9 protein-coding genes are annotated in these 12,076 nt (G+C 40.1%); 4 read left to right on the top strand and 5 right to left on the bottom strand.

What is annotated here, in order from left to right; translation table 11 throughout:
- Positions 1-170: 170 nt before the first annotated feature.
- Positions 171-1,949 (bottom strand): 2-succinyl-5-enolpyruvyl-6-hydroxy-3-cyclohexene-1-carboxylic-acid synthase, encoded by a 1,779-nt coding sequence (gene menD / locus QUD05_RS05820; RefSeq protein WP_289795257.1) that lies wholly within the window; start codon positions 1,947-1,949, stop codon positions 171-173.
- A gap of 167 nt (positions 1,950-2,116) precedes the next feature.
- Here menD and folB point away from each other — a divergent pair, with 167 nt between their 5' ends.
- Together folB and QUD05_RS05810 are read left to right on the top strand one after the other, a co-directional pair.
- A complete protein-coding gene (folB, locus tag QUD05_RS05815; RefSeq protein ID WP_069073964.1) occupies positions 2,117-2,485 on the top strand; it encodes a dihydroneopterin aldolase in 369 nt (122 codons plus the stop codon).
- Between the two features lie 1,125 nt (positions 2,486-3,610).
- Positions 3,611-4,894, top strand: a complete 1,284-nt coding sequence (locus QUD05_RS05810) for a diguanylate cyclase domain-containing protein (RefSeq protein ID WP_289795256.1) — start codon at positions 3,611-3,613, stop codon at positions 4,892-4,894.
- A gap of 255 nt (positions 4,895-5,149) precedes the next feature.
- Here the strand turns inward: QUD05_RS05810 and QUD05_RS05805 are convergent, their stop codons facing one another.
- A complete protein-coding gene (locus QUD05_RS05805; RefSeq protein ID WP_289795255.1) occupies positions 5,150-5,530 on the bottom strand; it encodes a calcium-binding protein in 381 nt (126 codons plus the stop codon).
- Between the two features lie 429 nt (positions 5,531-5,959).
- Complete coding sequence (locus tag QUD05_RS05800) at positions 5,960-6,943, bottom strand: DUF1517 domain-containing protein (RefSeq protein ID WP_289795254.1); 984 nt, start codon at positions 6,941-6,943, stop codon at positions 5,960-5,962.
- Positions 6,944-8,025: 1,082 nt separating this feature from the next.
- Between QUD05_RS05800 and QUD05_RS05795 the strand changes: the two genes are divergently transcribed.
- Both QUD05_RS05795 and blaOXA read left to right on the top strand, forming a co-directional pair.
- Positions 8,026-9,258, top strand: coding sequence for a glycosyltransferase family 4 protein (locus QUD05_RS05795; protein ID WP_289795253.1), 1,233 nt, complete (start codon positions 8,026-8,028; stop codon positions 9,256-9,258).
- Positions 9,259-9,589: 331 nt separating this feature from the next.
- A complete protein-coding gene (gene blaOXA, locus QUD05_RS05790; RefSeq protein WP_289799887.1) occupies positions 9,590-10,444 on the top strand; it encodes a class D beta-lactamase in 855 nt (284 codons plus the stop codon).
- Here the strand turns inward: blaOXA and thiS are convergent.
- On the bottom strand, positions 10,441-10,653 hold the full coding sequence (gene thiS, locus QUD05_RS05785) for a sulfur carrier protein ThiS (protein ID WP_289795252.1): 213 nt from the start codon (positions 10,651-10,653) through the stop codon (positions 10,441-10,443). The genes blaOXA and thiS overlap by 4 nt on opposite strands.
- Before the next feature lie 63 nt (positions 10,654-10,716).
- Positions 10,717-11,772 (bottom strand): thiamine phosphate synthase, encoded by a 1,056-nt coding sequence (locus QUD05_RS05780; protein ID WP_289795251.1) that lies wholly within the window; start codon positions 11,770-11,772, stop codon positions 10,717-10,719.
- Positions 11,773-12,076 lie beyond the last annotated feature (304 nt).

Below are 12,076 nucleotides of genomic sequence, written 5' to 3'. Positions count from 1 at the left end.
TAAATTCGCTAGAGTCGTTATTGTACTATTATTTTTAATATTTTGCAAGTTTCAGCACCACCACCAGTACTTGAAACGCTTTACACAAATCACTTTTAATTTTGACTCCATAAACATTTTGCAAGATTAATACTTTGCATCTCAGTATTTAGTAATATCTAACGGCAGAGTTAAATGACAATATCTGCTGCAAACTGTTGCAAATTCTCCTGTCGCCACTTTGCATCTAATTTCCGATTTGTCTGTAACTCTAAAACCCTAATTCCTTTAGCTGGTAGTGGGTTTAATTTTTGCTGCAACTGCTCCCAAGAAGTTATCAATTCATGCTGCACATTATAAGTAGCGCACAACTGGGCAAAATCAATATCCTGGGGAGTGCCAAAAAACTCTTCAAATGGTGGATCAAACTTGGCAATGGGTAACATTTCAAAAATCCCACCACCATTGTTATTGATTAACACAATCGTCAGATGTCCAACAAACTTATTGCGGATTAAAAAACCATTGGTGTCATGCAACAGCGCTAAATCTCCCGTTAACATCACACTACTTTGCTGGCGATGGGAAATTCCTAAAGCTGTGGATAACGTGCCATCAATGCCATTTGCACCCCGGTTAAAGTGCGATCGCACTCCTAAATTATTCGGCTTCCAGAAATATTCCACATCCCGCACAGGCATACTGTTGCCAATGAACAGAGGCGTTCCAGGCGGTAAAATCTGAGAAATTAACCAAGCTGCTTTACTCTCAATTATTTCATCTATCTGCCCCATCGTCTGATCAACAGCTAACCTCACCTTAGTTTCCGCATCACACCATTGCTGCACATATTTTGAGGATAAAGATAAATTTCCCTCCTCTACTTTTATGTCTTCTACAGATATCCTTAAATGCGTCGTTCTCCCGTGCAAAGGGTCGAGATTTTGGTCACTGGGGTCAATTATCCAGCGTCGCGGTTGCCTTGTATTTATCCAGCTACGTAGTTCTTTACTCGTAGGCATTTCACCCACCTGAATCACCATTTCGGGCGCTAACTGCTTTCCTAATTGCTGATTTCGCAAAATCAGGTCATAAGTGGAAATTAAATAAGGGTTGAGTTCGGCATAATTTCTCACTGGGGAGAGTCCCTCAGCTAGCACAGGCCATTGGAGAGTTTGGGAAAGTTGCGCGATCGCTCTACAATACTCTTCTGGTTGCTGCGGTTGAGCAACACCTGCGATAATAATGCCGCGATCGCATTCTTTCCACTCTTTGGGCATTGGGAATGGGGAACTTGTACTGAGCGCAGTCGAAGTATGGGGCATGGGCGATGAGTTTGCTATTCCTGCGAAAAAGTCTTCTGGGTGAAACTGCGATCGCAAATAACTCAAGTCGGTTCCATCAGGTACAGGTGCTAAGGGATCGCGAAAGGGAATATTCAAATGTACTGGCCCCTTTGTAGGAGTTTGCGCCCTTTCCCAGCTATGAATTACCGTTTGTCGCAGGTAAGCTAGCATTCCCAGATCGGCGGAGGGTAAGGCTAACTCTGTTTGCCAATTTGGGTAGTTTCCATATAATCTCAACTGATCTATAGTTTGCCCAGAGTGACAATCTCGCAATTCTGGGGGTCTATCGGTGGTTAATATCAACAGTGGTACGCGACTATATGACGCTTCGATGACTGCTGAATAAAAGTTGGCTCCTGCTGTACCAGAGGTGCAAACTAGTACCACAGGGCGTCCGGTTGCTTTCGCTTGTCCCAAAGCAAAAAAGGCGGCTGAACGTTCATCGAGAATGGAAATCGCTTCAATCTCAGGTGCTTGTTGAGCAAAAGCGATCGCTAAGGGTGTAGAGCGCGAGCCAGGACAAATGATGGCACAAGTCAATCCCAACCGCTTTAGCGTCTCTGTTAAAATATAAGCCCAAAGTTGATTAACATTTTTAAAGGCGATCGGCATTAAATTAAACATAGCTATAAAACAATCTTAAATTTTAGATTTCGTCTAGGGAAATTCAATTTAAAATCCATCAATGCGGTGATGGAACCCAACACTGTCAGGCGAGTTTCTGGGAAAGAAAATCTCCAAGCAAACTTGCTTCACTTTCTACAAAATGCCCAATTTGCTTTCAAACTTTTATGGATTGCATTCATTTAACGGGAATTCGCGGCTATGGCTACACTGGGTATCTACCAGAAGAACAGGTGCTAGGACAATGGTTTGAGGTGGATGTAAGGTTATGGTTGGATATCTCCACAGCGGCCAAGACTGACGCGATCGAAGACACTTTAGATTATCGCAGCGTCATTAGCTTGATACAACATCTGATCAAAACGTCTAAATTTGTTTTGGTCGAGAAATTGGTAACAACGATCGCAGATTCTATTCTCCAAGAGTGCGATCGTGTAACAAAAGTCCAAGTCACTCTCAGCAAACCTGCCGCACCTATTCCAGACTTTGGTGGCAAAATTAGCATTGAACTGACTAAAAGTAAGTCGAACCTTTAATTCACAAAATGTGTTTTTTTCAATATCTATCAGCTAGCAAAAAACTGAGGGTTTAGGTGGAGCTTGGAAGTGTCTCAAAATGAGAATCTTTTTTGCCATTGCCCTCAGTACCTGCTGATTACCAAAAAAATAAAATATACTGCGGGCTGCTGATGAACATTTCACTTGCATATTTTCAGAGGACAGAAATTGTGATTAAGTATTAACCAGAAGCTATGGGGCTAGTATTTTATTTTTAAAATACACGTAGTGGCGTGGTAAGGCTAAAATAGTGCATTAAAAATATATGAGTTATTGAGATTTGACAAACATAACTAATTTTTCTATTGCGCATATTTAGGCTTGCCATGCTATTACAAGACTAGTGGTATTTTTTTAAAAATAATTTACGATATTTATCTGAATATTTCTAAGTAATATGAGTTTACTCGTCATTAAAGATTTCAGACATTTGTAGTCCAGAATATGACCTAATTTGATATAATAACTATTTGTAATTAAATCAGCATTAAACTCTTTAATTATAGGTAGAGATTAATAGGACTTACGCAAGCACTATTTTGTCATTGCGACCGGAACATAGTGTAGGGAAGCAATCCCAGAGTTTTTGGCGATTACTTCCCTTCGCTCGTAATGACGTAAAATCGTAGTCAGTGCGTAAGTCCTGATTAATTATTAATAATAATCAGCTAACGTAACATTTAGTGTAATACATGCGACACACAGTAGATTTTTTTAACTTATATTCAAAGTAATATACTGTGATTTTATGAAATTTTCTTCTTGATTAATTTGTATATAGATATTATACTTAGTGTTTATACTTTCCCAATAGAAAATTATTGTATACATTTTTCAATCAGTTTTTGAGTGCTTGATAATTACATTCTAATTTGAATTTGAGGTTATTAGCATCATATTAGCTAAATAAATTAATCACAATTAGCTTTGATAAGCATACAAATTGCCAGAAATTAATAACATGATGCTATTTACCATTAGTCAGTATTAATATCAAGCAAGAATACATGGTAGTTAGAGATTGTTTATGATAAGATAAGCACTTTTGACTTGAGTTGACACTGACAACAAAAATCTGAACCTTAGCAAACAGGTTATCGTAACATGTTCGCCCGCAAAATCCTAGTGATTGAGGATGAAAAAAATATAGCCTCAAATATTAGAAAGAGTTTACAAAAATTAGGTTATTTAGTATCAGAAATAACTGAATATGGTGAAGAAGCAATAAAAAAGGTAGCAGAAACTCACCCCCATTTAGTATTAATTGATATCTGTCTAGCTAGAGAAATAGAAGGTCTCCAGGTCGCGGATATTATCCAGAATCACTTCCATGTGCCTGTAGTATATCTAACGGAGTGTTCGGAATATAAAACATTATATAAAAATCAGCTAAGTGAGCCTTTTAGTTATATAGCCAAACCATGTCTTGAAAGTGATTTACATTTTGTGATTGAAATGACCCTGTACAAACATCAGAACAAAAAAATATTATACGAAGAAAAACAGAGGTTGATGTCAATTATTAATAGTATGGGTTGTGCAGTGATTGTGACGTATGCAAATGGGTGTATTGAAATGATGAATCCTATAGCAGAACTAATCACTGGTTGGAAGCAAAGTGAAGCATTCGGGAAAGATTTAATAGATGTCGTTAACTTAGTTAATAAAGATGTAGGAGAAAAAATTGAAAATTTGGCTACTTATGTCATCGAAGCAGGTGAAGTTTTTAATTTACCAGAAAACTGTGCATTGATTACCAAAGATGGCAAAGAAATAGCGATTGGGGATAATGTTGCACCTATCCGCGATCGCAATGGTAATATTACTGGTGCAGTTTTAGTTTTTCAAGACATTACTAAACGTAAGCAGACAGAGGCGCAACTGATCCGCAATGCGTTTTATGATGGGCTGACAGCATTACCAAATCGTGTTTTATTTTTAGATCGACTCAGACAAACTATTGAACGTAGCAAACGCAGAAGCGATTATTATTTTGCAGTTTTATTTTTGGATTTAGATGGCTTCAAAGAGATTAACGATCGCTTTGGGCATGGAATAGGGGATGATTTTTTAGTAGCGATCGCTAGACGTTTAGAGTCGTGCTTACGTAGTGGCGATACTGTAGCACGATTTGGTGGTGATGAATTTACTGTTCTTTTGGAGGATATTAAAGACATTACCGACGCTACCAATGTTGCCAAACGTATTCAAGATTCTTTACAATTGCCAGTGAATCTCAATGGATATCAATTATCTACTACAGCGAGCATTGGTATTACTTGGAATTTTAGTAGTTATGAGGAGCCAACAACTCTGCTGCGGGATGCTGATATTGCTATGTACCAAGCTAAACGCCAGGGAAAAGCTACTTATGCCATATTTAGTTAAGAATAAAATATGCTACTTTAGGCGCTACTAAGGTTATGGTATAAACCGAGAAGCCCCATAATTCTGTCGTGGAAAAAACCAAAAAACAGAATTCAGGAGTCAGTAGCCAGAATGGGCTAAACCTTAGCTATCCGCTAACAGAATAGAATTCTTTATGACTGGCGGACTTAGACAAGCGCTCAGGCGAACGCTGAAAATAGGTTTAAGTTTGCCACTTTGATTCTGAATTCTAAATTCTGAATTCTGCATTATTCTTCAAAACTTATAACCTCTAGCAATCCAATAGAGCCAGTCTGCCATCGCTTCTTGAGTTTCACTGTCAGCATCAATGGCTACTACTTCAGATAATTTTGCAGAATATACATCATCATCCTTACCATTAATAGAAGCCACTTCTACATACATATCTTTTAAGCACTCATCATCTGGGGCCATTCCCAGTACTTCGACTTGTTTCTCCTCGACAGCACCTGATTTGCGTCCCTTCTTAGTCCATTTAGCCATAAAGGGAAAATTCAGAGTCTCTTCAAGGTAGTAGTACCAACCCATAGCCCGGTCTTCTTTGTCTTCAGCATCTACAACGATCTCGGTTTTAATGCGATGCTCTCGGTTTTCGTCGGCTTCAACACTAGGCATAAGATAACACTTTGCGTATAATTCATTTTGATAATACTACCAAAATGTTTCTAAAATCATACTTAAATATATCTATTATGTCCGTTTAATTACTTATTCACCTCTAAGAACCCCACCCTTTAATTCCCTCTTTGCAAACTCTTAGGGCAAGGTAGGGTGAAATCAATACTTTTCGGTTAAGGGGAAAGGGGAAAGGTTAAGGGTTTGATATTTACCTTTACCTCTTTCCCTTTAACCTTTCCCCAGACCAAAACAGAGATTGTTGGGTTTATCCGAAAAGTATTGGGGGTGAAATGACTGTGGAAATCATAACTAATTATTTGGGATATAAACTCTACAAAAAACCACTTGTCATTGACAAGCGGTTTTCTAGTTATTGTTCTTAAGGGGAACTTATTCGTTGCACCAAGATGCAAAATTTATCAGAGATTAAACAAGTCTCAAATCAGGATAATTTGCTAACACATCATCAGATGTGAGTGTATCATTTTCAGCTTGAGGAGTCCAAAGAACTTCAATTGCTAGAAGCTTGTCGCTAGGGATACTACCAATTTGCCGCAAAGCTTGACGCAAATCGTCAGCACTATTAATAGCTGTGGGGATTTCAAACTTACCTAGTGTCGCCGCCAGCAAGGTGACGATAATGTATTCACCAGGACCTTCGGTAAATAGGCGGGTGGGGTTGTCGAGTTCACCAGCCGGAGGTAAAGCTTCTTTGGCAAGGGCTGCTTTGAGCTGGTTGTTGACGTTAGAAAGAGTTTCTTCGCTAAACTTGCTGCGTTCTGCCAGTGACAGCCGATTAAACTGACCTTCAGCTGAATTCAAGCTGGCTTGTTGAGTGCCACCACCTGCATATACAAAGTATTCGGGATGGCGGAGTAAAGCTAGGCTGGCTTCTTGGAGAATTTCTGCTCTGCCTTCTGGGGTGTTAGTATCAGCAGTTTCAGCAATGTGGTTGAGTTCATTTTGCAATTCACGGGCTTGAGCTAACAAACCTACTTGCAAACGAGTTACAGAAACAGGAGAGTTACTGCTGTAATCTGCTTCTGGAGTTTCACCGCTAGAGACACGGCGGAAAGTTTGCAATAAGAAATTAGCGATCGCCAAGAAAATTAAGATGGTAAATATACCACCAAATCCTCCCCCAATACCCCAGAAGGGAACTATGAAGGGAAAGCCAAAGCCACCACCAAAACCACCACCAGGGTAGTATCCGCCCCCGCCAGGAGGTGCATAGGTGCGCGGTGTATAGGTGCGGCTGGAAGGCATTCTAAAGGAGCCACCACCGATACGACCTCCACTGCGGGCTGCTAATGCGCCATCAGCGTGACCAAGAGCCAAAGCTAACACCAAGCTTAGGGCTAAGAAGGTTTTTAACAGCGGTTTGATGGTTTGTTGTAGTTTTTTACGCATAAGACAATCGCTTGAAAAACGGAGTTATTATTTATGATTTCTCCCGATTCTGGGAGCAGTGTTGCAGGATGTCGCTAAGGCTAGCCCGTAACAAGCAACTTTGTAGCATTCACGTAGCATTCACTTTTAGAGGCTACATATTCAATTTACCGCGTCTTATCTTGGGTAAGTAGCGATCGCAGGGGGGATTTCTCGACTGGGGAACCGTACCTGAAGACATGTTTATCCTCCAATAAATTGCGATGTCTACGACGGTCACTGAGCTTGTCGTACCCCTCCGGGGAAGCAAGCTACGCGGAGCGGGAGCGTCTCGTAGAGAAGTGCGGGCTACGCCTACGGGCAATGGTTTGCTATGCCTTGGATTAGAAGTTTCAGACTACAGTTTTGAATTATACAGATGATTTGAATTTATAGTGATTATTTTGACTAATTTTTTAATCCTTCACTGAATAAGTAGTACTAAGCTGAAACACATCTAATTTGCAGATGAAAATTTTCTCAATATCTTGTGGGGTCGGCATCTTGCCCGCCCTGATTATGCAACTTGAATGCTGATTAGCTTACTTCTGAACTTATTACTCAATATTTAGCATGGGCAAAACACCTTCCTACCGCCAATAGCACTCATTAATACATCTGGATGCTAAAAATTTACGTATACGTAGAAGACTAGAAAGTGTCTGTAATCCTTGTCATTCATTACCAATGGACATCATATCGCTACTAAATAGTTACAAAAATTTTGGCATTTTGGCACAGTAGTCCAGGTTATTTAGGATATTCTATTGAACGTAGCTAAATTTCGGAATTTTCGCAGTAATTGTTCACTGAGCATTTTCGCTACAAGTGTTAGCTTTTCTTTTTTGTTCATTATCCACAGAAACTCTCAAATAATGATAGATTTGCAACAAAAATAAAATCAACACAATAAAAAAATAATCTTCCTGGCTAATCTTCTAAAATAGGCTTCCAATTTGTCTACCAAATTCGTTTTAAAAGAAATAAAATAATAATGATGGCTTTGAAAGTAATCCTAATTGTAAATATTAAAAACTATTGGAAATATAGTCATCAACTTTATTATGGAACATATTTCTCAACTAACAGCCGAAATCAGAGACAAAGCTGCATACCCAGATATCCTAGTCATATCCCGGATTTTCATGCCGAAAGAAGCTGTAATTGGGGAATATATCTACAATCGCTGTCTTCAAGATCCAGAACGAGTAATTGTGCTGGCAGCTAGTTGCTCAGGAGATCGAGTATTTGATGAAGGTCAACAGTTTCCTGTGTATCGCTGGTATTATCCTAGATGCTGGCGTAGTGGCTATGTGGGAAATATCCTCAAGCCTTTGGTCAATATCGTCTGCTCATTTGTCCTAGCAATTAAACTCTATTTTCGCTATCACTATCGTTATATAGAGTGGGGCCACGGCTATGATTTTCCTTCACTGTTGCTATTGAGCTATTTGTTACCTATTCGCTTTTTTATCTATCTGCACGGCAACGATCTTCTTTGTACTTTACACAATCCTGTGCTGCGATCGCTATTTAAATTAACACTCAAACGCGCCGAAGGTATTGTTTGTAATAGTTCTTATACAAGAGACTACCTAAGAACTTCTTTTCGATTAGATACTCCTACCCACGTCATTAACCCAGTAATCAGACCAGAAAAATTTGGTAATAATGTAGCCAGTCCCAGTAGTCTTGATGATTTACGGGTTCGCGTGCGTCAGGCATACAACATTCCTGATTCAGCAATAGTTATTCTCTCCATCGGCAGACTAGCAAAACATAAAGGTTTCGACCGAGTAATTGATAACATCCCAATATTGCTAACTTTTGGGGTTGATGTCCACTACATACTCTGCGGGCAAGGGCCAAGTGAGTCGGAACTGAAATCTTTGGCGCATCGTTTGCGAGTAGATAAGCGCGTACACTTTGCTGGATATGTGCCAGAGCGAGAATTAGCAGGTTATTATGCAGCTTGTGACATATTTGCAATGCTGACTTTATCGGATACTAAACCTAATAATATGGAAGGTTTTGGTATGGCTTATTTAGAAGCAAGTTACTTTGGTAAGCCGATAATCGCCCCTCGTTTAGGCGGTGTTCTAGATACAGTTCACCATGAAGAAAATGGGATACTAGTTAATGTGAATTCTGGTTATGAAGTTTTTCAAGCTTTCAATCGGTTGTGCAAAGACCAACAACTACGCGAGCAACTCGGTCGCAAAGGTAAAGAATTAGCCAAGCGTAGAACCCTTCATCGATCGCTTTATAAATCAGAGGGGAAAAACGCGATTTCGTGAAATGAATGCACATTGAGAAATCACCAAAATCTAATTATAGTAATCTACAGCAATCCTAAATCATTCGCGCTCCACAAGATTCCCGAATTATTAAATAAGTCGGGGATCTGTGGTTTGCAATTCTCGCTATAGCAGTCCTAAATCAGAAAATTCAAAAAATACTAACAATGGAAATTTGCTATAAGTTTTATTTATAAAAAGCCTCTAACAAATTGCTTCACAAATGAGCAAGATTGCAGTGTAAAATCTCGCTTGTGATGTGATTAAATGTGCAATGAAAAATATCTGGTTTCGCATAGAGCAATACCTTCGGCGTTACGCAAAGCACCGAATGCAATCTTTCGTGTTTACAGTCATTGGATGTCTTGCTGTAGTTAGTGTGATTACCTTTGGGACAATGTATGTTGTGGCTCAACCTGCTTCAACTTCATCTGAACGTCCTGTTGTGAAAGCACCAAATTTCGGGCGACATTTTCAAGAATTCGAGCGTGAAGGCTCTATCTTGATTTACGACTCAAAAAATAACCGCATCTATGAACACAATCCTCAACGTAATGCAACTGCGATCGCTCCAGCTTCGACATTCAAAATTTTTAACGCGCTGGTAGCTTTAGAAATAGGTATACTTCCCGATGATGTGGCGGTTCTCACTTGGGATGGAATTCACCGAGAAATTGATGCCTGGAATCATGATACAAATTTGCGTCAAGCCTTTAAAGATTCAACTGTTTGGTTCTACCAAGTACTAGCACGTAGGGCTGGATATGAACGGATGCAGCAATTTATTAACAAAGTAGGCTACGGAAACCGTCAGATTGGCACTGTTGCAGACATTGATCGTTTTTGGTTACAACCGCAGCTATTGCAAATTACACCCAAAGAGCAAATTAAGTTTTTGCAACGGTTATATCAAGGCGATTTGCCTTTCTCGCAACGGACAATAAATCTTGTCAAAGACATTATGATCCGCGAACAAACTCCAGACTACACACTGCGAGGAAAGACGGGATGGTTAACGAGTAGCAAACCAAATGTTGGTTGGTTTGTGGGTTACTTAGAGCAAAACAAAAACGTCTATTTTTTCGCCACAACCCTTGATATGCTTAAAGCAGAGGATGCACCCGCCCGCATCGAGATTACACGACGCAGCCTTAAAGATTTGGACTTGCTAGCTCAAATCAACTAGCCACCACCGACAATAGTTACTACTTCTAAGCGATCGCCTGGCTGTACCTTTGTTTGCGGCCAAAACTGGCGATGTAAAATTTCGCCATTATATTCTACAGCTACCAAACGGGGATTGAAACCCAACTGTTGGAGTAAATCGGGTAAAGAAGTTTGAAATGAGCAGCTATGGGTTTCCCCATTTATCTGAATCGTAATCTCATTAGACATAAATGTGGGAAATAGGAAATTGGGTATTGGTTACTCACTTTGGGCTAATGACAAATGACTCTTTTAAAGTTCTGGTTTAATGCGATTAAGTTGAGAGAGCAAATATTGTGTCACGAGGGTAGGCTGTTCGGCTTGCATGAGCGATCGCACCACAGCTACACGTTCGGCTCCCGCATCGATCACATCATTGATATTATTGGCATCTATTCCCCCAATCGCAAACCAAGGAATTGAGCAATTTTTTGCGGCATAGCTGACGTATTCTAGCCCTGTTGCTGCCTTACCTACTTTTGTGGGAGTTTCATAAACTGGCCCCACGCCAATATAATCTACACCTTCAGCAATTGCTGCTTGCATTTCTTCTTTATTTGTGGTAGAAAGCCCTATCAGACGTTGCGAACCCAATAATTGCCGAGCAACAGCAATAGGCATATCTTGTTGTCCCAGATGCACCCCATCGGCATCGACAGCTAAAGCTACATCCACGCGATCATTAACAATGAACAAAGCACCGTAGATGTGGCATAACTGGCGTAATTTTCTCGCTTGTTCTAGACGCAAAGAATCATCGGTGGTTTTATCGCGGTACTGTAGAAGTGTTAATCCACCTTTGAGTGCAGCCTCAACATTGCTCAACAAACTTTCACTAGGGGAAGTCACAAGATACAAACGCGATCGCCACAACAATTGATGCCGCTGATGACCCATTAAACTACTTTCTAGGGTATAAACCTGATAGCGCATCTGCTTACAAGCCTTAGCCATATTTGGTTGGGTTAGCTTGCTGTATTCTTCCAACACCCGTAACGCTTCTTCTATCCGGCAAAAGTTAGCTTGCAAAACCGATTTTATACTAGCTCGTTGTTCTTCTTGAGGATGGGTTAATTCAGTCCCAGGATCGCCTGGTGTATCTCGCGCCGCCCGCAATTCTGGGGTATGCCACTTGGCTACCTCTTGTCGTAGCCGTTTGCATTCAAGAGCCAACTGGGCACTATTCAACCCAAACCGACACCATTCCTCGATAATTCGCAAGCCCTCACGAGCGCGATCTAAATTGGCATCTAAAATGCGGTAAACAACTTGCTGTATTTGCTCTTTTTGGCTGTATGGCTCGACCATTACAACAACCCCGTTAGTGCTTTCATCGAAGTGTGAATTATCATAAGTCCTAGTAACCATAAGTTAATTAATTTGCTTTTTTTTACTAATTTTTGCGGAATCTACGCAAAACAACGTAGTAGTGAGGGTTACGGTAAATTATCCCATGTTCCTATAGACAGTGATAAGGGTAGTTTGAGGCTACAGTTTCGCACTGAGCTTAGTCAAGTGTTTTACGATAGACAACAAGCTTACAAAGGACTGCAAAAAGGGAATACACCAGAAAATTCACAATTAAAAAAGAATGTAGAGACATAGCAGTGCT

The sequence above is a fragment of the Nostoc sp. GT001 genome, assembly GCF_030382115.1.
Lineage (GTDB): Bacteria > Cyanobacteriota > Cyanobacteriia > Cyanobacteriales > Nostocaceae > Nostoc.
Note: the sequence above shows the minus strand (reverse complement) of the source record. Positions and strands in the feature narration are given on the sequence as shown.

What these genes read in the sequence shown, in the direction of transcription:
- menD (WP_289795257.1), bottom strand. Translation starts at nt 1,949, where the DNA reads ATGTTTAATTTAATGCCGATCGCCTTTAAAAATGTTAATCAACTTTGG.
- folB (WP_069073964.1), top strand. Translation starts at nt 2,117, where the DNA reads ATGGATTGCATTCATTTAACGGGAATTCGCGGCTATGGCTACACTGGG.
- QUD05_RS05810 (WP_289795256.1), top strand. Translation starts at nt 3,611, where the DNA reads ATGTTCGCCCGCAAAATCCTAGTGATTGAGGATGAAAAAAATATAGCC.
- QUD05_RS05805 (WP_289795255.1), bottom strand. Translation starts at nt 5,530, where the DNA reads ATGCCTAGTGTTGAAGCCGACGAAAACCGAGAGCATCGCATTAAAACC.
- QUD05_RS05800 (WP_289795254.1), bottom strand. Translation starts at nt 6,943, where the DNA reads ATGCGTAAAAAACTACAACAAACCATCAAACCGCTGTTAAAAACCTTC.
- QUD05_RS05795 (WP_289795253.1), top strand. Translation starts at nt 8,026, where the DNA reads ATGGAACATATTTCTCAACTAACAGCCGAAATCAGAGACAAAGCTGCA.
- blaOXA (WP_289799887.1), top strand. Translation starts at nt 9,590, where the DNA reads ATGCAATCTTTCGTGTTTACAGTCATTGGATGTCTTGCTGTAGTTAGT.
- thiS (WP_289795252.1), bottom strand. Translation starts at nt 10,653, where the DNA reads ATGTCTAATGAGATTACGATTCAGATAAATGGGGAAACCCATAGCTGC.
- QUD05_RS05780 (WP_289795251.1), bottom strand. Translation starts at nt 11,772, where the DNA reads ATGGTCGAGCCATACAGCCAAAAAGAGCAAATACAGCAAGTTGTTTAC.